The organism is Haloplanus salinarum (assembly GCF_024498175.1).
Classification (GTDB): domain Archaea; phylum Halobacteriota; class Halobacteria; order Halobacteriales; family Haloferacaceae; genus Haloplanus; species Haloplanus salinarum.
This window is the reverse complement of sequence record NZ_CP101823.1, coordinates 365,650-384,359: the sequence shown is the minus strand read 5'-3', so window position 1 is coordinate 384,359 and position 18,710 is coordinate 365,650. Positions and strand designations below refer to the sequence as shown.

At 69.3% G+C, this 18,710-nt stretch carries 21 protein-coding genes; 7 read left to right on the top strand and 14 right to left on the bottom strand.

Going from position 1 to position 18,710, the window contains the following annotated elements:
- Positions 1 to 7 precede the first annotated feature (7 nt).
- The 3 genes from NO364_RS01965 to NO364_RS01955 all read right to left on the bottom strand — a co-directional run bounded on the left by NO364_RS01965 (position 8) and on the right by NO364_RS01955 (position 3,164).
- Positions 8 to 1,126: a DUF373 family protein gene (locus NO364_RS01965; protein WP_157688981.1), complete on the bottom strand. Its 1,119-nt coding sequence runs from the start codon at positions 1,124 to 1,126 to the stop codon at positions 8 to 10.
- 48 nt (positions 1,127 to 1,174) lie between these two features.
- The gene (sppA, locus tag NO364_RS01960; RefSeq protein ID WP_257628400.1) at positions 1,175 to 2,173 is read right to left on the bottom strand and encodes a signal peptide peptidase SppA; all 999 of its coding nucleotides are present in this window, start codon (positions 2,171 to 2,173) and stop codon (positions 1,175 to 1,177) included.
- Between the two features lie 67 nt (positions 2,174 to 2,240).
- Positions 2,241 to 3,164, bottom strand: a complete 924-nt coding sequence (locus NO364_RS01955; RefSeq protein ID WP_257628399.1) for a coiled-coil protein — start codon at positions 3,162 to 3,164, stop codon at positions 2,241 to 2,243.
- A gap of 328 nt (positions 3,165 to 3,492) precedes the next feature.
- On the opposite strand from NO364_RS01955, the gene NO364_RS01950 reads away from it, so the two are divergent.
- Genes NO364_RS01950 through NO364_RS01940 form a run of 3 tightly spaced genes read left to right on the top strand, consistent with a single transcriptional unit; the run spans position 3,493 to position 4,938 of the window.
- Entirely contained in the window at positions 3,493 to 3,648 is a 156-nt protein-coding gene (locus tag NO364_RS01950; protein ID WP_257628398.1) for a hypothetical protein, read from the top strand.
- A gap of 38 nt (positions 3,649 to 3,686) precedes the next feature.
- A complete protein-coding gene (locus tag NO364_RS01945; protein ID WP_157688987.1) occupies positions 3,687 to 4,100 on the top strand; it encodes a DUF371 domain-containing protein in 414 nt (137 codons plus the stop codon).
- A 37-nt stretch (positions 4,101 to 4,137) separates the two neighbouring features.
- Positions 4,138 to 4,938 (top strand): endonuclease III domain-containing protein, encoded by an 801-nt coding sequence (locus tag NO364_RS01940; protein WP_257628397.1) that lies wholly within the window; start codon positions 4,138 to 4,140, stop codon positions 4,936 to 4,938.
- Between the two features lie 3 nt (positions 4,939 to 4,941).
- Here the strand turns inward: NO364_RS01940 and NO364_RS01935 are convergent, their stop codons facing one another.
- Together NO364_RS01935 and NO364_RS01930 are read right to left on the bottom strand one after the other, a co-directional pair.
- Complete coding sequence (locus NO364_RS01935; protein ID WP_157688991.1) at positions 4,942 to 5,352, bottom strand: dual specificity protein phosphatase family protein; 411 nt, start codon at positions 5,350 to 5,352, stop codon at positions 4,942 to 4,944.
- Positions 5,353 to 5,364: 12 nt separating this feature from the next.
- Complete coding sequence (locus NO364_RS01930; protein WP_257628396.1) at positions 5,365 to 7,284, bottom strand: beta-CASP ribonuclease aCPSF1; 1,920 nt, start codon at positions 7,282 to 7,284, stop codon at positions 5,365 to 5,367.
- Positions 7,285 to 7,522: 238 nt separating this feature from the next.
- Here NO364_RS01930 and NO364_RS01925 point away from each other — a divergent pair, with 238 nt between their 5' ends.
- Both NO364_RS01925 and NO364_RS01920 read left to right on the top strand, forming a co-directional pair.
- Positions 7,523 to 8,002 carry a DUF7984 family protein gene (locus tag NO364_RS01925; protein WP_157688995.1) on the top strand — a complete coding sequence of 160 codons (480 nt, stop codon included), beginning with the start codon at positions 7,523 to 7,525 and terminating at the stop codon, positions 8,000 to 8,002.
- A gap of 30 nt (positions 8,003 to 8,032) precedes the next feature.
- Positions 8,033 to 8,857 (top strand): SDR family oxidoreductase, encoded by an 825-nt coding sequence (locus NO364_RS01920; RefSeq protein WP_157688997.1) that lies wholly within the window; start codon positions 8,033 to 8,035, stop codon positions 8,855 to 8,857.
- Here the strand turns inward: NO364_RS01920 and NO364_RS01915 are convergent.
- Positions 8,849 to 9,967, bottom strand: a complete 1,119-nt coding sequence (locus NO364_RS01915) for an ArsA family ATPase (RefSeq protein WP_257628395.1) — start codon at positions 9,965 to 9,967, stop codon at positions 8,849 to 8,851. The two genes, NO364_RS01920 and NO364_RS01915, sit on opposite strands and share 9 nt — an antisense overlap.
- Before the next feature lie 80 nt (positions 9,968 to 10,047).
- On the opposite strand from NO364_RS01915, the gene NO364_RS01910 reads away from it, so the two are divergent.
- Complete coding sequence (locus NO364_RS01910) at positions 10,048 to 10,413, top strand: DUF7979 domain-containing protein (protein WP_257628394.1); 366 nt, start codon at positions 10,048 to 10,050, stop codon at positions 10,411 to 10,413.
- Between the two features lie 8 nt (positions 10,414 to 10,421).
- Here the strand turns inward: NO364_RS01910 and NO364_RS01905 are convergent, their stop codons facing one another.
- Positions 10,422 to 11,522, bottom strand: coding sequence for a pyridoxal phosphate-dependent aminotransferase (locus NO364_RS01905; RefSeq protein WP_257628393.1), 1,101 nt, complete (start codon positions 11,520 to 11,522; stop codon positions 10,422 to 10,424).
- 84 nt (positions 11,523 to 11,606) lie between these two features.
- Between NO364_RS01905 and NO364_RS01900 the strand changes: the two genes are divergently transcribed.
- A complete protein-coding gene (locus tag NO364_RS01900) occupies positions 11,607 to 12,113 on the top strand; it encodes a metal-dependent hydrolase (protein ID WP_257628392.1) in 507 nt (168 codons plus the stop codon).
- Positions 12,114 to 12,117: 4 nt separating this feature from the next.
- On the opposite strand, the gene NO364_RS01895 is transcribed toward NO364_RS01900, so the two are convergent.
- From NO364_RS01895 to NO364_RS01865, 7 genes are all read right to left on the bottom strand, one after another.
- Positions 12,118 to 12,852, bottom strand: a complete 735-nt coding sequence (locus NO364_RS01895) for a PHP-associated domain-containing protein (RefSeq protein WP_157691091.1) — start codon at positions 12,850 to 12,852, stop codon at positions 12,118 to 12,120.
- 106 nt (positions 12,853 to 12,958) lie between these two features.
- A complete protein-coding gene (locus NO364_RS01890; RefSeq protein ID WP_049936914.1) occupies positions 12,959 to 13,396 on the bottom strand; it encodes a transcription elongation factor Spt5 in 438 nt (145 codons plus the stop codon).
- Between the two features lies 1 nt (position 13,397).
- Positions 13,398 to 13,571 carry a protein translocase SEC61 complex subunit gamma gene (locus NO364_RS01885; RefSeq protein WP_157689007.1) on the bottom strand — a complete coding sequence of 58 codons (174 nt, stop codon included), beginning with the start codon at positions 13,569 to 13,571 and terminating at the stop codon, positions 13,398 to 13,400.
- Between the two features lie 59 nt (positions 13,572 to 13,630).
- A complete protein-coding gene (gene ftsZ / locus NO364_RS01880; protein ID WP_157689010.1) occupies positions 13,631 to 14,800 on the bottom strand; it encodes a cell division protein FtsZ in 1,170 nt (389 codons plus the stop codon).
- Positions 14,801 to 14,928: 128 nt separating this feature from the next.
- Positions 14,929 to 16,290 carry a D-aminoacyl-tRNA deacylase gene (locus NO364_RS01875; RefSeq protein ID WP_257628391.1) on the bottom strand — a complete coding sequence of 454 codons (1,362 nt, stop codon included), beginning with the start codon at positions 16,288 to 16,290 and terminating at the stop codon, positions 14,929 to 14,931.
- A gap of 112 nt (positions 16,291 to 16,402) precedes the next feature.
- Positions 16,403 to 17,236: a universal stress protein gene (locus NO364_RS01870; RefSeq protein ID WP_257628390.1), complete on the bottom strand. Its 834-nt coding sequence runs from the start codon at positions 17,234 to 17,236 to the stop codon at positions 16,403 to 16,405.
- A gap of 1 nt (position 17,237) precedes the next feature.
- The gene (locus tag NO364_RS01865; protein WP_257628389.1) at positions 17,238 to 18,566 is read right to left on the bottom strand and encodes a sodium:calcium antiporter; all 1,329 of its coding nucleotides are present in this window, start codon (positions 18,564 to 18,566) and stop codon (positions 17,238 to 17,240) included.
- Positions 18,567 to 18,710 lie beyond the last annotated feature (144 nt).

The following is an 18,710-nucleotide window of genomic DNA, read 5'->3' as shown; positions in this document are numbered from 1 at the left end:
ACCGCCGTTACGAGCGCTCGGCCGCGTCGACGTCGGCCTCCTCCTCGGGATGATCGGCGACGTTCGCGGCCACCCGCACGCCGACGAGCGAGACGACGATGGCCGAGACGACGAAGAGCGCGAGCCGTTCGGTGGCCGGGACCGTGAGTCCGAACAGCCGCAGGTTCCCGAGGACGCCCTCGCGTTCGAGGAAGTACCCCGCGAATCCACGGACGACGAGGCCGAGGGCGACGACGCCGAAGGGGAGGTTCAGATACGGTCGCGGCACGCGGTCCGAGTCGATGAGTTCGTCGAGGAGACGGCCGGCGCTGGCCGTGAGCGCCGCCAGCGCCAGCCACGGGATGGCGCTGTACGCGAACTGCATGACTGGAACGACGACGCCCTCCGCCGTCGTCTCGACGGCCAGCGCGCCGAGGAAGGCGCCGACGAGAGCGAGGCCGCCGGCGACGGCGTAGGTGACGACCGACACCTGTCCGGAGTAGAGCGCGTCCCGGGTTCGGTCCGGGAGCCGCGCGATGTACGTGTCGATGGCGAGCCCCTTGTACAGCACCGCGGCGCCGAGCAGGGAGGCGAGCCCCGCGAGCGCCACGGGCAACGAGAACCGCACGAGCAACACCGGCAGGAGGAGCAAGCCGACGCCGAGCGGGACCAACACGGTCGATCGGAGTTCCTCGTCGGCGAGGAACTGCTTGAGGAGGTAGTACGTGGATTCGATGTCGCGGGCCTGCCTGACGACGACTCGGTCGACGGAGTCGACCGGCAGGCGGCTCTCCACGATGGGAACGAGACGTTCGTCGTCGGCGCTGTCGGTGACGATGATCGCCGAGTCCGGGTCGTGGCGGTCGAGGAGTTCGTCGACCTGTGCGGCCACCGAGCGGTCGGCACCGACCGCGGTGTCGCCGGATCCCGAGACGACGGCGACGAGGGCGTCCTCGCCGTCGCTCCGGAGGTCACGCGTGACACGCAGCGCCTCCAGCAGGCAGTTGACCGTCGAGTCCTCGGGGTCCGCGAGGCCCACCTCCGTCACCAGCGACTGCACCGCGTCCCACCCGTCGACGGGCATCGACACGCCGACCGTCCGCCCGATGTCGTCGGCGCGGTCGACACACAGGACGAGCGTCGTCACGGTCGTGAGAACTATCCACGGGGATAAATATCTCCCGTCCCCGACCGGTCAGAAGCGGAGCCGGAAGCCCCGTTCGTCGTCGGCCACGGTGCCAGCCACACCGGCGCCGAAGGCGTAGGCGACGGCCGCCGCGCCGCCACGGAGCCGGTCCGCCAACCCCCGCTCGGGTTCGAACTCGCGGACCGACACCTCCGTATCGATCAGATCCGCGACGTGCTCCTCGATATCGTCCCGGTCGCCGAGTTCGTCGACCAGACCCAACTCGTGGGCGTCGTCGCCGAGGTAGATGCGGGCCTCGGTGTCCCGGATCGCCTCGGGGTCCATCCCTCGGCCCTCGGCGACGCGCTCGACGAAGTCCTCGTAGAAGCCGTCGATGATGCCCTGGAGGTACTCGCGTTCGTCCGCCGAGAGTTCCTTCAGGGGCATCCCCGCGTCCTTGTACTCGCCCGCCGCGAAGCGCTCGTAGGAAACGCCCAACTCGTCGGCCAACTCGGAGACGTTCACCCGGGAGCCGATGACGCCGATGCTCCCGACGATGCTCGCCTGCCGCGCCCAGAGTTCGTCACAGCCGCTGGCGATCCAGTAGCCGCCGCTGGCACAGACGTCGGTCGCGTAGGCGACGGTCGGCCCGTCGAAGTCGGCGGCCGCCCGCCGGATGTCGTCGCTCGGCACCACCTCCCCGCCCGGCGTGTCGAGTTTCACCAGCAACGCCTCGGCGGCGTCGTCCTCGTCGGCACGTTCGATCTGTTCGACCACGTCGTCGGCCGTGGTGCCCACGGACCCGCCGGGGATCGGCCCGGGCGTCGCTCCGTCGCGGGTGATCGGTCCCTCGACTGCGACCTCCGCGGCGTTGTAATCCGGGAAGACCGAGTCGGCCAGATCCCCGGCGGCACGCGTCCCGAGGATCACGACGCCGACGGTCACCAGCAGGCCGAGGAGATCCGCGAGCGATCCCGGGAGGACCACGAAGATCAGGAACCCGAGGACCGCCGCGACGATCCCACCGACGATCACGATCGCGCCCCGACCGACGTCGTCCTCACTCACGTTCTGTCACCATACGCACTGCTGGGGAACGGATCGGCATAAAAACACCTGCGTCGGCGTATCCGGTCTACAGGAGACCCGTCTTCTGCAGCTTCATCAGGTCCTCGGTGTCGAGGGTCTCGCCTTCCTTGAACTTCTGGTAGATCTCCTCGGCCTCCTCCTTGGCGGCCTCGCGCTCGGCCTCGCGCTCGTCCTGCTGTTCCTGCTCCTCTTCCTTGTCGAGTTCGCGCAGGCGCTTCTGGACGCGGACGAAGTCCTCGTGGTGGCGGTCAGCTGCCTCCTGGGCCTCGACGAAGAGCTCGTGCATCTCGTCGGCCTTGTCGCGGATCTCGTCGGCCTCGCGGTAGGCCTCGATCATCTGGTTGTGGTGTTCCTGGGCCTTGTCCGCGAGCTCGGTCACCTTCTGGTGGTGCTGGGACGCCTCGGAGCGGACCTCCTCGGCCTCCGCGACGAGCTCGTCGAGCTCGCTCGCGTCGTCGAGTTTCTCCTTTCGCTGCTGGTACTCCTCGCGCTTGTCCTCGATCTTCTCGATGAGTTCGCGCTCGTCCTCGGCACTGAGGACCTCGGTCTGCTGGCGGAACTCGAGTTGCTCGATCTCCTCTTCGAGCTCCTCGAGGTCCTTGCCGTCGCCGAGTTCGAGGTCCTGTTTCATCTCCTCGACCTCGTCGAAGAGCTCGTTGGCCTTGGCGTTGAGCTCGTTGCGGCTCTCCTTGTGTTCCTGGACCTGCTCGTTGAGCTCGTCGCGCTTCTCGCGATGTTCCTGAGCCTCGTCGACCTTCTCGCGGGTCTTGGCGTTCAGGTCGTCGCGCTTCGAGGCCCGCTCCGAGGCCATCTGGTTGAGTTCGTTACGCCGGTCGCGAAGCTGGCCGGCGAGTTTGATGAGCTGTCCCTTCGAGTCGTTTTCGAGCTGGTCGTCGGTGAGTTCGACGTTGTTCTCCTCTTCGAGCGCCGCAACGTCGAATTCGTCGAGTACTTCTTCTGTTGTTACCATTGTTGAAACCTCGATACCACCGCTCCGGGCGGACTGACGGCTGGTCGTCCCGCAATCAACCGTGGATAAGAGTTCCCGATCATTCTGCGAGCGATACCGCCACGCGCCGGAGACGCGTTGGTAACAACGTATACAGCCGACATATACATAAACACTTCGGTGGCTGAAGGGGTGCGAAACGGTACCACAAGCCGCTGTACCGGCCGTGTGAACCGTTCACAACGTCCTCGGCGGAGTATATAAAGAACCCCCCATCAATACCGCTCCAGTTTCAGTTTCACCGTGGGGACGGCGCGGATTCATGTCGGTCGCCCGACTACCACCGGATATGCTCGAGAACCTCACGAGTACCTGCGAGGCGGCCGGCTGTGATCGACCCCTTGACGACGACGCCCTGATGGTGGCGATGCGGACCGAGGGGGGCGAGCGCCGGGCCTACGAGTGTGCCTGTGGCGCGGTGACGGTGACCGTCGTCAGGGAGTGACCGTCACCGCTAAACGGGCTCGCCGGCGACGACCCGCCATGCGAGAGGTCGTACACGCCCGCGGCCACGAACACGTCGCCGCGACCCACGACACCACCTTCGAGGTGACGACCGACGACTGGTTGACCCCCGCCGGCGACTGCATCGTCGGTATCGAGGCCGACCGGGCGCCCGCCGACTTCGATACCGACTTCGCCGAAGCCTGCCGGGACCCCGCGGCGACGATCACCCTGACCCTCGACGTCGACGGGGCGACCCAGGAGGTGCGCGCCCGCGGGCACCCCGACCTCACCTTCGACAGCGACCGGAGCGCCGTCGTCCGGACGAGCACCTACGTCGACGACCGCACCGTCGCCGTCGCCGCCGACGCCGCCGCGGCCGACCTGGACCGCGGGATGGTCGCCGCCCTCGCGGACGGCGCCGACCCTACCCTGACGCTGACCGTCGAGTGACGCCGCGCTTTTTCCGATCGGCCGCCAACGGACGCCCATGCCCGACGAACCCGTCGAGAACATCAGCGGCGGCACCGACGGCGGGAGCGAGGCCCGCTTCGCCACCGGGGATCCGGAGACGCGGGCCGAGGCGGTCGTCGACGCGCTCGGCGACATCTACTGGCAGAAGGCCTACGGTGGCCGCGACGCCTTCCCCTGTCTCGTCCGCACGATCCTGAGCCAGAACACGAGCGACGTCGCCAGCCAACCGGCCTTCGACGCCCTGATCGAACGGTACGGCGGCGAGGGCGACCTCGCGGCGACGCTCGCGGCCGCCGACCGCGACGTCGTCGCCGAGGTCATCCAGCCGGCCGGGCTCTACAACCAGAAATCGCGGGTCATCCAGGAGGCCGCCGAGGCGGTCCTCGCCGACTTCGGCGACGCCGCTGCGTTCGATTCCTTCGTCCGCGAGGGCGACCCCGAGGCGGTGCGCGAGCGACTGCTGGAGCTGCGCGGGGTGGGGCCGAAGACCGCCGACTGCGTCCTTCTCTTCTCGGGCGGGCGGGGCGGCGTCTTCCCCGTCGACACCCACGTCCACCGCATCGCCCGCCGGATGGGCCTGGCGCCGCCCGACGCGGATCACGAGGGAGTGCGGGCGGCCCTGGAGGCGGCGGTGCCGACCGAGAAGTGCGGCTTCGGTCACACCGCCATGATCCAGTTCGGGCGGGAGTACTGTTCGGCCAGAAACCCGTCGTGTCTCGACGGTCCGGAGGCGTGCCCGCTCGCCGACCGCTGTGACCGTGTCGGCGTCGATTCCGGAGCGGGGACGGTGGTCGATCCGGCCGACTCCGACGGCTGAGGCTCACTCCACGACACGGCGGGCGTTGTCCACCAGCGCAGGGTGTGGCTCGGCATCGGGGTGTACCGAGCGCAGACGCTCGAGCGCCGTCTCGACGTCGGTCCCGTTCAGTCGAGCGAGCGCGGCCGCGGCCACGGCCACGCTCCGGGAACTCCCCGCCGAGCAGTGGACGAGAACGGTCTCGTCGGCGTCGAGCAACGTCGTCAGCCGATCGACGGCGTCCCGAACGTTCGAGGGATCGTTTTGGGGGCCGTCGACGAGTGGGCGCTCGACGAGGGTCACCGAATCGGGGTACGCTGGAGGTGCGCCGTGTGTCAGTCGCAGAACGGCGGTGACGCCCGCGTCGAGCATCGACTCGACGTCCCGAGCGTCCGCCCGGTCGCCGACGTGGAGGTGGGGGGTGATCGCGTGCATCGCGGTCCGCAGCTACTTGAAGCGGAACGTCTCCAGGTTCTTCGGCGCGAACGTCCGCATGTTGTAGTCGTGGTAGAGCGCGGAGGAGAGGTCCTGCACGGAGCGTTCGTCGCCGTGGACACAGAGCACCTTCTCCGGGCGCGGGTTCATCGTCTTGACGAAGTTCTCCAAGCCCTGCCGGTCGGCGTGGCCGGAGAAGCCGTCGACCGTCTCGACGCCCATGTTCAGCGAGAGGGTGTTGCCGCGGCCGCCGCGTTCGCGGTCGTTCATCGGAATCTCGTCCCAGCCGTTCTGGATGCGCCGGCCGAGGGTTCCCTGTGCCTGGTAGCCGACGAACACGAGCGTGGAGTCCGGATCCGGACCGAGGTGGCGAAGCCAGGACATGATCGGGCCGCCGGTGACCATCCCCGAGGTGGAGAGGATGATCGCCGGGTCGCCGTCGGATACCTCCTGGCGTTCGTCCTCGCCGGCGTCGATGTGGTTGAACTCCTCGGCGAGGAAGGGGTTCTCGTCCTCGTGGAAAATTCTGTCTCTGAGGTCGTCCCGGAGGTACTCGGGGTAGGTGGTGTGGATGGCCGTCGCCTCCCAGATCATCCCGTCGAGGTGGACGGGCATCTCGGGGATCTTTCCGCTCCGCATGGCCTCCTCCAACACGAGCATGATCTCCTGTGATCGACCGACTGCGAACGCCGGGATGACGACCTTGCCGCCTTTCTCGTGGGTCTCGTTGATGATCCGGAGCAGGTTGCGCTCGGAGTCCTCCTGGTCGGTCTGGTAGTCGTTGCGGCCGCCGTAGGTGGATTCGAGGACGAGCGTCTCGACCCGCGGGAAGTCGTTGATGGCGCCGTTGAACAGGCGCGTATCCTCGTAGTGGATGTCGCCCGAGAAGGCGACGTTGTAGAGGCCGTCGCCGATGTGGAAGTGGGAGACGGCCGAGCCGAGGATGTGTCCGGCGTTGTGGAAGGTGAGCTTCACGTCCGGCGCGATGTCGGTCACGTCGCCGTACTCGAGGGGGACGGTGTGTTTGATCGCCTCACGGACCATCTCGCTCTCGTAGGGCGGGGTGCGGCCCTCCTTGACGGCCACGTCGAGGTAGTCGAGCGTGAGCAAGCCCATCAGGTCCCGGGTGGGTTCGGTGCAGTAGATGGGGCCGTCGTAGCCGTATTTGAACAGGAGGGGGATCAGCGCGGAGTGATCGAGGTGGGCGTGGGTGAGCACGACCGCGTCGATGGAGTTGAGGGGGGCCGCTTCTGGCACCTGGAGGTAGGGCACCTCGCCCTCGGCGCCGGGCTTGTCGCCGCAGTCGATCAGGACGCGCGTCTCGGCGGTCGAGAGGATGAAACTCGCGCGGCCGACCTCCCGACAGCAGCCGAGGGTGGTGATACGCACCCACTGGTCGTCGGCCATCTCCTCGCGGTGGATCTGCCGGCCGACGCGTTCGAGGATGTCGCGGCGCTCCTCGCGTTCCTGCTTGAGGAAGTTCCGGACGTTCGAGACCGTCGAGGACTCGATGGGCGGGGTACGGACCACCTCGGGCGTCCAGCCGATCTCCTTCGTGATCTCACGGAGCGTCGAGCCGTGACGCCCGATCACCATCCCGGGTTTCTCGGCCTCGATGACGACCTCGCCGGTGTCGGCGTGGAAGTCGAGGTCGGTCACGCCGGCGTCCTCGGGGATCACGTCCTGGATCCGCTCGCGGGCCTCGCGGACCTCCATCAGCACGTCGGGGTCCGGGCGCACCGTGATTCGCTTCCGGAGTTTGCTCGCCAGTTTGCGGATGAGATCGCCGTTGCTGGCGAAATCCTTCGGGTCGCGCGTGTAGACGACCAGTTCCGGCCCCTCGTATTTGACGTCGGAGACGGAGATTCCGGGCGGTAGTTCGTCCTCGATCTCTGCTTTCAGTTCCTCGAGTTGCTTGTCTACGGAGCTCATATGTACCGGGTGAGAGCCCTCCGCACGGTCGTTCCCGTTCGATCCTCGGCCCGCGACGGCGTCCGCGTGGACGGTCGGCGTCGGACGATGGTGGTCGTGCCGAATCGCATAGGTACGTTCCGTACGGGAGGTGCTCGGCTGCGGGAAGAGGCAGCGAAAACCCGCTTGCGTCACCCTATCAGCCGGGCATTATAAAAGCCTTCGCAAAATCGAAGGCGTTCGGCGCCGGAGTAGCGGTATGGAACTCACCCCGGCCGCCGTGGAACGCGAGTACGAGTGGGTGCGAGAGCGCGGGGCGGTGGTCCCGCTGATCAACGAGACGCGGGACCGCCTCGGCGACTGCTTCGGCGTCGACGTCGGCCACGTCGGCCGGGACGAGTACCGCGAGGAGGTGGCCGTCGTCTTCGGGGACGGCGCCCGCGCGGTCAACGTCGCGGCCTACGTCGCCCTCCTCCGTGACCTCGACGTGACCGGCGACTATCCGGGCTTCGTCGTCGACGAAGTGCTCGGGCGGGAACTCGCCGCGGCCGTCGCCGGCGGACAGCCTTTCTCCCTGCTCGCCCAGGCCACGTTCCACTTCGCGGACGTGACGACCCACACCGAGGGGGTCGCGGGGGCCGACGACTTGGACGCCGCCCTCGCCGCGGGGTTCCAGACCCGGCTCCCGGGGTGGGAGTGGACCGAGGGGGCCAGTCCGTTCGCGGTGGCGCGGGAATGAGTTAACTGCCGTCGGGCCGAGGGATGGCGTGTGCAACCGAAGACCGTCCTCATCACGGGCTGTTCGTCCGGTATCGGCCGTGCGACCGCCGAGGCCTTCCTCGACGCGGACTGGGAGGTGTACGCCACGGCGCGCAACCCCGCCGACGTCGAGCGACTCGGCGACCGCGGCTGTACCGTCGCGACGCTCGACGTGACCGAGGACGACGACGTGGATCGGGTCGTCGACCGGATCCTCGACGACCACGGACGGATCGACTGCCTCGTCAACAACGCCGGCTACGCCCAGTTCGGGCCCATCGAGGACGTGCCCGTCGAGGCCGTCCACCGACAGTTCGACGTGAACGTCTACGGCGCCCACCGGCTGACGCGGGCGGTCCTCCCGCACATGCGGCGGCGCCGCGAGGGGACGGTCGTCAACGTCTCCAGCGTCGCCGGCCGCCTCTCCTTTCCCGGCGGCGGCGTCTACGCCGGATCGAAGTTCGCCCTCGAAGCCATGACCGACGCCCTCCGGGCGGAGGTCGACGAGTACGGCGTCGACGCCGTCCTGATCGAACCCGGGCCCGTCGACACGGACTTTACCGACCGGGCCGAGGCGGAAATCGAGGGCGTCGAGCGCTCCGGCGCCTACGAGGACTTCTACGACGTCTTCGAGGACACGCAGGCCATCGGCGGCGGGGGGCCGGGCGCCGTCCAGCCAGAACGCGTCGCCGAGGAGGTGCTGAACGCCGCGAGCGCGACCAAGCCCGCCAGCCGCGTCCCGGTCGGCACGCTCGCCCGGGTGAGCGTCCTCGGGCGGTTCGTCCCCGACCGCCTTCGCGACCGGGCCTTCTCGCTTCTGGACCGGCTAGCGTAGACACGCCGCGACGACGCGGAGCGCCCGCTCGCCGCGCACCTCGTCGGCGAGCAGGGGGACGCGCTTCACGTCGTGGTCGCGAAAGAGGTCGCTCGCCCGGCGGAGCGCCCGCTGTTGGACGTCCCACCGGCGCTGACAGAACTCGCAGTCCTCCAGGTTCGGCGAGACGACCCACTCGGGGTCGACGTCGGCCACGTCCGCCAAGTCCTCCATCACCCGGTTGACCACGACGGTCCGCACGGGGATGGAGAACTCGTCGAGTCGGCGGACGAGGCGCTCGGACTCGACGACGCTCATCTCCTCGGGCACCATCACGACCCGGAAGTCGGTCCGGGCGGGGTCCTGCAGGACGGCCCGGAGGCGTTCGATCCGGTCGCCGAGTTCGTCCAGGTCCGGCGCGTCGGGGTCGTCGCCGCCGACGCCGAACATCCCCTTGAACCCCTCCATCATCCCCGAGAACTTCTCGCGCATCGAGAGCAGGCGCCCGACCATCGAGTCGAGCACCTCGGGCAGTTCGAGCAGTCGCAGGGTGTGGCCCGTCGGCGCCGTGTCGATCACCACCCGGTCGAACCGGGGGTCGTCCAGATACTCCAGCAACTGGCGCATCGCCGCCGCCTCGTCCGCGCCGGGCATCGAGCCGCCCATCAGCGGGTCGACGGCGTCGTCGCCCAGCGCCTCGCCGAGTTCGCCGAGGCCGCCGAGCGGCGCGCCGGCGCCGACGTCGTCGTCGTCCCCGTCCTCGCCGACGCCGATGCCGCCCGCGCCGAACAGTCCCTCCTCCATGGCCGCCTCGGGGTCGATCTCCGCGGCCCACAGCGGATCCTCGTCACGGATGCGCGTCGGCGTCGCGGGGATGTCGACGTCGAGAGTGTCCGACAGGGAGTGGGCGGGGTCGGTCGAGACGACGAGCGTCGCCGTCCCCGTGGCGGCCGAGGCGAGCGCCGTCGCCGCCGCCATCGTCGTCTTGCCGACGCCGCCTTTCCCGCCGTAGAGGACGTACTCCGGCGCGTCCACGGTCTCGGGGAGGTCGGTCGCCGCCTCGACGCCGATCCGCGCGGGACCGTCGTCCTCGTCGACCTCGTCGACCGGCTCCACGTCGAGTTCGCTCATGTCCGGCCCGAGACGGTCCGGACACCTGTACCCGTCGATACGGGGAAGACAGTTCCCGGTGGGCGGCGCACCGATCGCGCATGTCCGACCGTCCCCCCGGGCGAACCGTCCTCGCCGCCGTGGCGGTGGTCTCGCTCGCGACCGCCGGCTGTCTCGGTGCGGGGCCGACCGCGCCCTCGATGCCGACGCCGACGCCGACGCCGACGCTGACGCCGAGTCCCACCGCCAACACGGACTGTCCGCCGGCGCTGACCGTCTACGAACTCGACGCGGAGCCCGCGGATCGCGGCTCGGCCGTCGCCTACGGGAACCTCACGGCCGCACAGCGCGAGACGTTCGACCGCGCGCGAAACGGGAGCGTGGAGGGCTTCGACTACGCGTGGCACGACGTCGACGTCGTCGTCCACGAGGGAACCTACTATCGTGCGAGCGTCGTCGTCTGTTAGGCCACCGCCTAGAACCCGTCGTAGTCGGCCAGGCGTTCGGCGGCCTCCTCGGCCCGCGGGCTGACGAGCGCGAAGCGGACCCACTCGTCGTAGCTCCCGAACGTGTCGCCGGGCATGCAGGCGACGCCCGCCTCGTCGACGAGGCGTTCGACGTTCTCCAAGGTGCCGGGGAACCCCTCGAAGCGAGCGAAGACGTAGAACGCACCCTCCGGGACGACGTACTCCGCGCCCGCGGCGTCCAGTGCGTCGGTGAAGGCGTCGATGCGCTCGCGCAACAGGTCACGCGAGGCCTCGTAATACTCGGGGCCGGTCTCCCGGAGCGCCCGGAGGACGGCGGCCTGCGAGGGGCGGGCGCCCGTCACGTTCACGAGCATGTGTCGCGTGCGGGCGGCGTCGGCGAGTTCCGGGGGGAAGATCCCGTACCCCACCCGGAGGCCGGTCACTGCCATCGACTTCGAGAAGGAGTTGGTGACGACCGCGCGGTCGCCGTCGACCGACAGGGCGCTCTCGAAGCGTCCGGAGAAGTCGTAGTGGTCGTACACCTCGTCGGAGATCAGGACGGCGTCGTGCTCGGCCGCGAGGTCGGCGACCGCGGCCATCGTGTCGGCGTCGTAGACCGCCCCGGTCGGGTTGTTGGGCGTGTTGACGAGGACGGCGGCGGTGTCGGCACTCGCCGCCTCGCGCATCGCCGCCACGTCGAGGCCGCCGTCCTCGGCGACGGGGACGAGACGCACGTCCGCCCCGAGCATCCGCGCCTTGCCCGGGTAGTAGGGGTAGACGGGATCGGTCAGCAGTATCTCGTTGCCGGCGTCGCGTTCGAGCGCGCCCGCCATCGCGAGGTAGTTCGCCTCGCCCGCACCGTTCGTGACGACCACGCGGTCGACGTCGACGCCACGGCGGGCGGCGATCTCCTCCCGGAGGGCGCGCAGGCCGTCGCTCGGCGGATACTGAAACTCCGCGGGGTCGGCGTCGGCGAACTCCCGGAGGCCCTCACGGAGGGGGGCCGGCGGCTCCCAGTCCGGCCCCCCGCTCACCAGGTCGATCACGTCGCGGTCGGCGGCGGCCGCGTACTGCATGACGTGAAAGAACAGCGGCGTGTCGTAGTCCATGCCCGCCCTCCGGACGGGCGTCAAATCCTTCTTTCGCTCTCCCGTGCCGACACGCTTGTGTCGGGGGGCGCCAAAGTCGCCGACGTGAACAAGAAAGGACACGTGCTCAACGCCGCGCTGTTGAGCGTCGGCTTGGGGGTCGTCCTCGCGGCGCCGACGGCGCTCACGGCGGCCGACGCACTCGCCGTCGCCGAAACGATCGCCGAACTCTCCGTGCCCGTGGTCCTCGGGGCGCTCTTCCCCGACGTCGACACCGCTTTCGGCAAGCACCGCAAGACGCTCCACAACCTGTTCGTCCTGGGGGTCGTCGCCGCCTTCCCCGTCGTCTTCGGGAACCTCCAGTTCGTCTGGATCGGCATCGCGACCCACTACCTCCTCGACGTGGTCGGGAGCCGTCGAGGGATCGCCCTCTTCTACCCGCTGACGAGCCAGGAGTGGGGACTCCCCAGCGGCGTGACGACCAGCAGCAAGTACGCGGACCTCGTGACGGTCGTCGTCACGGGACTCGAGATCGCCGTCCTCGCGGCCGTGCACGTCTACGTGGTGCCCCTGGGGGAGACGGCGGCCACGATGAACGCCCTCCTGGCGTGACCGGTCAGTAGACGGCCACGTCGTCGAACCGACCGTCGTACGCGATGTGTCGGGGGTGGGTCGGCTCGGTGCCCGAGAGGAAGAGTCGATCCAGCTTCCCCCACGTGTTCTCGACGCCGAGGTGAGCGAACTCCGCGAGGCCGCGAAGGTGGTGGTCGGCGCCGCCCCGGTGGACGACGCGCCGCGGCGCCCCCGTCCGCAGCGCCTCGACGAGGGCCGCCTCCGAGTCGAGGGGATCCTCGAACCTCGTCCACACCTCGCCGACGGTCCGCCGGAGGTGGGCGTACGACGATCCGAACCCCGGGAGGCCGGTCTCGCGGGCGACCGCCCGACACCGCCGGTTCTGTGGCGGCAGACATTTCGCGTTGTACGTCTCGACGGCGTGGACGGCGTCGGCGTGGGCGGCCACCTCCGCCCGGGAGCAACTGACGTTCAGCATCTCGGGGTGAGGCACGAGGACGGCGGCGTCCTGTCGGTCGAAGGCCGCCAGCGCCCCCTCGAAACTGACGAAATCGGGGACCGGATCCTCGAGGCCGATGGCGAGGAGGTGGCGGCGGGCGTACCACGGTCCGGTGAACACCTCCCGTGCGGGCACGACCAGGAGTTCGTCGTCCGAAAACCGCGCGGCCCGCTCGCGGATGGTCGGGAGGCGCGTGAAATGTGGCGCGTAGACGAGTGCGTCGATGTCGCGGGCTTTCGCCCGCTCGACGACGTCCTCGTCGAGCACCTTCACGTGCATGTCGATCCGGGTCGGCCCTGCCGACGTCACGGGAACACCTGAACGGACGGCGCAGTTAGGGGTTGCTATTCGGAAGACGGAGTGTCGACTCGATGAAAGGAGTGCGTTACCGTTCGTCCGAGTCGAGGACGCGGATCTGGTCGCCGCGGACGGTGACGGGGATGGGCACCGTCGCCTCGTACAGTTCGACGGTCACCTGGTCCTTGCCCTCGTCGATCCGCTGGACGCGGGCCTTCTCGCCTTTGAACGGGCCGGCGATGAGTTCGACGATGTCGCCCTCGGCGATGCCCTCGACGTCCGGGGTGGGCGAGAGGAAATGTTCCACCTCGGTGAGCGAGGAGGTGCCGGGAACGATCGATCGGGCGTGGGGAATCTCGTCCATGACGCGTTCGAGGACGGCGCTGTTGTCCGCCTCGACCATCACGTAACTCGTCAGGGAGTCGGGTGCCAGCACCGCGTGCACCTCGTCCTCCTCGCGGCTGGCGATCATGTCCGCGACCGTGCGCTCCTGGCTCGCGGTGGTCTTGACGGCGAAGATACCCATGCTACCCGCCTCCGGGGATGAAGGTCATGACCGCGAAGATGACGAATCCGAGGAGGCCGACGAGAAAGATTCCCGCCCCCGCGACCTTGGCGATCTGCGAGAATTCGTTCCACGACGGCGTGCTCGCCATCTTGAGCACGCGGACGTAGCTTGAGAGATCGTATTTGACGTCCATACCGGGCGATATGCGAGCCGGCTTTTTCTATCTATTGATAAGCCGAGCGCGGTCGGCGGCTACTCCACGTAGTCGATGTCGTCGCCACCGCCGCTCGTCGGCTCCGGCGCGGGCGCGTCGTCGCCGCGGCCGTAGATCTGTGGCGACTCGACGCCCGTGACGACGATCATCGTCCGCATCTTCCCGTCGAGTTCCTCGTCGATGGAGGTGCCCCAGATGATGCGGGCGTCGGGGTCGATCCGGTCGTAGATCTCCTCGACGACGCCCTCGGCCTCCTCGATGGCCATGTCGGTGCCGCCGGTGACGTTGACGAGCGCCGAGTTGGCCCCGGAGATGTCGACGTCGAGCAGGGGCGATCGCAGGGCGGAGCGCACCGAGTCCTGAGCCTTCTGCTCGGAGTCGCTCTCGCCGAGGCCGATCATGGCGACGCCGCCTTTCTCCATGACCGTCTTCACGTCGGCGAAGTCCAGGTTGACCAGCCCGGGCTTGGTGATGAGTTCGGTGATCCCCTTCACCGAGCGCATGAGCACCTCGTCGGATACCTTGAACGCCTGCCGGACCGGAAGCTTCCCGACGGAGTCGAGCAGGCGGTCGTTGGGCACGACGATGACGGTGTCGGCCACGTCGCGCAGTCGTTCCAGGCCCGCCTCGGCGTTGGTCCGCCGGACCTCGCCCTCGGCGGTGAAGGGCGTGGTCACGATGGCGATGGTGAGCGCGCCGGACTCGCGGGCCGCCTCCGCGACGACGGGCGCCGACCCGGTGCCGGTACCCCCGCCCAGCCCGGCGGTGACGAACACCATGTCGGAACCCTCGATGGCGCCGTAGATGTCCTCCTGGCTCTCGATGGCGGCCTCCTCGCCGACCTGCGGGAGCGACCCCGCCCCCCGCCCGCCGGTCTTCTCCTCACCCATCAGGATCTTCGTGTCGGCCTCCACGTCGACGAGGTGTTGGACGTCGGTGTTGGCGGCGACGAGGTTCGCGCCCTTGATCCCCTCCTCGGCCATCCGGTTGACCGTGTTGCCGCCGGCGCCCCCACAGCCGACGACGGTGATGTCCGTCTGGAGGTCCTTCAGGACGTCTTCCAGTTCCTCGTCGGTCATCTTCCCGGTTCGGTTCTCCGTGTCGGCGGACGTGTCGGTCGCGGGCTCCCGGTCGGCACTGACGTCGGCCGCGGCCCCATCCCCCGGCTCCTCGGCTTCCTCGATTGCATCCTCCACGATGGAGTCCATAGTACGCCAACGCGTTTCGAAGGCAGCCACATTATCTTTCCGCCCGTTGTCACGCACGCGTCTGACGCTCCGCGGAATCGACGTGTTGAACGCGTCACGCGTGCGTCAGACAATGATCAGATTAGAAACTATTCCGGCGGCGCGACGACGGGGAAACGGTCCACCTGCTCGGTGCGGACGACGTCGGGATCGATCCGCTCGCCGTCCACCTCGACGGCCTCGCCGTCGGCGAGGCGCCCGAACGCCGGCCCCTCGGGGACGCCGAGGGTGCGCGCGGCCGCCGGGTCGAACGTCTCCGTCCGGGCGACCACCTCGCCGTCCCGCCGGCTCACGTCGTCGTAGTCCGTCCGCAGGATCGCCGCCAACGCGTCGGTCAGCGCCTCGGCGGCCGCCCCGGGGTCGTCGGCCGACAGGGCGACCTGTCCCCGGGGCCGCGTCCCACCCTCGGTCGTCTCGAAGGCGACGGCGACGTCGGCGACGGCGGCCCGCGTCGCCTCGATGTCGACGGCGCTCGCGGCGTCGACCAGTTCCGTCGGCAGGGCCGCGACGACGACGGCGTCGGCCGCGTCGCCCTCGACCCGCGGCACCACCTCGCCGAACCGGAGTCCCTCGGCCACGGGGTCGAGTCGCTCCTCGACGGCGGCGACGACCGGGAGGGGATGGGCGCTCGTCTCCCGGAGCCACGTCTCGGTCACGACCCGGTAGCCCAGGTCGGCGAGGACGTCCGCGAGTCCCGAGCGCCCGCCCTCGACGAGGACGTGGTCGGCGCCGCTTTCCTCGACCGCTCGGCGGAGGACCTCGCGGTTCGCCGCGGGGTTGCCCATCGCCTCCAGGCCCCAGTCGGCGGCGACGTGACCCACCGCCCACGCCGTCTCGCGGACGATTCGGCCGAACCGCGGCGCGTAGTGGCCGCCGCCGAAGCCCGCGATCTGTTTCTCGCGGTCGGCGTCGACACCGCGCAGGTCGAGGACGGCCCGCGCGACGGCGCGGGCCCCCGCCGGATCGGACCACTGGGCCTCGTCGCTCCCGAGTTCGACGAACATCGAGGGGACGCCCACGGCCGTCGGGCCGTGGTGGGTGCATTCGGTGCCCACCTCGTACGCCGGCGGGGCGTGTGCTTCGAGCGCCGAGACGGCGACGGCCGCCGCGTTGGGGCAGGCCCGGGCGAACGCCCCGGCCGTCCCGCCGTACTCCGCCTCGCCGAAGTTGCCGGTGAAGTGGGCGGTCAGGAGCGGCCCCGTCTCCCCCGAGTGCCGGGAGACGACGACCAGGAGGTCGGGGTCGTCGAAGGCGGCGTCCGGGCGGTCGAGGTGGATGTGCAGGTCGTCGAAGGTCCGCAGTTCGAAGCCCTCGGTGTGGTAGTAGGTGCCGCCCCCCTCGCCGTCGGGGCGGCGCTCGTCGCGTCGTTCGGTCCAGTCGGCGAGATCAAGCAAGGCTTCGCCGATGCGTTCGGAGGCGCTGTCGGCGCGGCTGACGACGATGGCGATCACGGCGGAACCTCGCCGTCGATCCCCAAAACCGGATCGGTCCCGGCCGGTCCCCCGGCCGGACCGTCGGTCGTCGCCACCGGCGCAGTCGCCGGCGACAGTCCCCTGGCGCGAATCAGTTCGCGGTGACGACCAGAACCGGCCGGTCGACCGTCCGCAGGACGCGCCCCGCGACGGTCCCCAGTTGCTGGCCGGCGAGGTTCGACTGCCCCTCGGAGGACATGACGACCAAGTCGACGTCGTCCTCGCGGACGTACTCGTCGATGGCCTCGTGTGGCCGCCCGCGGACGACCGACCGTCGGACGTCGAGATCCGAGACGTCGACCGCCGCGACGAGTTCGTCGACCGCCTGATGCCCCCGCGTTTCGAGGCGCTCGATGTACTCGCTGTCGACCCCGCCGGCGTCGAAGACGCCGGCCTCGGCCTGGACGTCCACCACGTTGAGCGCGTGGAACGCCGCGCCGAAGCGACGGGCCAGATCGGCACCGTAGGGGGCCGCCTCCGCGGCCACCTCGCTGCCGTCGGTGGTCACGAGGACGTCCCCGTAGGCGGCTCCCGTCCCGTCGTCGACGTCGCCGGGTGGGACGGTCAGCACGGGCGCGGGACTGCGGCGCAGGACGCGTTCGGTGACGCTCCCGAGCAGTCGCGCCCGGACGCCGGAGCGCCCACGGCGCCCGACGACGACGAGGTCCGTCCCCCGTTCCGCCGCGTACTCGGCGATGGCCCCGGCCGGCTTGCCCGAGAGCAGGTCCGTCTCGACGGTCACGCCCACGTCGGCCGCCAGGTCGGTGGCCTCGTCGAGGGTCGCGTTCCCCCGCTCGGTCTCGCCGCCGTAGACGGTGACGACGTCGACCGCGGCGTCGTACCGGGCCGCGAGTTCGAGGCCGTGTTTGGCCGCTCTGTGCGCACAGTCGCTGCCGTCGACCGCGATCAGGATCGTATCGAACATATCAGTCTGCCCCCCGTGGTCGGTCGCTGCCGGTCGAAAAGGCATTTCTCACCGTCCCGGCGGTCTGTGTGAGGATCCCCTTGAGCGCCCGCCGCCGGGCGACGAACAGCCCCGTCCCGAGGACGAGGTAGATGCCCGTGAACACGAGTAGGAGTTCGTAATCGGAGATGGGAATCACGAGGACCCCCCGGATGAGCAGGAACTCGGAGAGCACCTGCGAGAGGAAGAGGACGAGCAACACGACGGCCTCGCGGACCGATATCTCGAAGTTGATCAGGAGGGAGATGGCGAAGAAGGACTGCGCGGCGGTCAGCCAGATCTCGCCGGACTGCTTCTGGTCGAACGGGAGCGCGCCGTACTGGCCGAGTGCGAGGGAGTAGACCAGAACGAGCGTCCCGATCAGGAGTGTCCACTGGTTGAGCTTCGAGGAGATGAGCGCGTTGAATCCCGCGGTCGACCGCGCCTTGTTCACCAGATAGACGACGACGATGAGTTCCGGCGACTCGGAGGCCAGGGGGGCGATCCACTGGATCATGAAGAAGGAGGGGACGCCGATGCTCTGCCCCAGTTGTTCGAGCCCGTGAGCGAACGGCTCGACGGCGGTGAAGATCATCAACCCTGAGTAGGCAAAGAGGCCGAGGACCGTCGCCGCGCGGTAGGGTTTCGGGAACGTCTGGAGGTAGGCCGGCACGCCCACGTGTGCCTCGTCGGCCTCGACGTCGCCCTTGAGGACGATGGCGATGTACGCGACGTAGAGTCCCACGAGAACCGCCATGTCGAGGATGTCGATCCCGCCGCCGAGGGGGACGAGGAAGGCCCACAGCGTGGCGAGAAAGAGGAAGACGATTTCGAGGCCGATGTCGCGGTCCAGCGAGACGGCGTCGGCGAGAAAGCCGTCCCGGCTTCTCACCGCGGGGTCCTCCGCCGATCCGTGGCGGAAGACGGTAAAGAGGGCGACGCCGGCCCAGCCGATGCCGATGAGGATGCGGTTCGCACCGGTCATGTTGGCGACGGCGAGGTTGCCCGCCTCGACCCCGCGTTCCGTCCCCGCGAACACGCCGGCGTTCCAGGCGTACAGCGCGTCGACCGCGTACTCCGGGGCGACCGCCAGCACCGCGAGGACGGCGATGGCGAAGGCCCGGGGGACGTCCTTCTCCGCGGTTTCGGCTCCCCACGCGAGCAGGAAGGACGCGCCGAGTACCGAGAGCCCGCTCACGAGGACCGTCACCCCGGTCGAGAACCCGTGGGCCGTCCCAGTCAGGTAACTGACGATCCACGGGAGCGTCAGTGCGAACGCGCCGCCGAGCGCACCGAAAGCCTGTCGGTTCATGGTTCGCCTCCGCCATCCCGGGACGCGACGGGACGTCCCGTGTCGGGTGTCCGAATCATGGAGTCGTGTCTGTCGATACCACGCCCCCGGCTAATAAAACACAAGTTGTCCGCGACACGCCCGATATCCGGAGGTAGAAGCGCC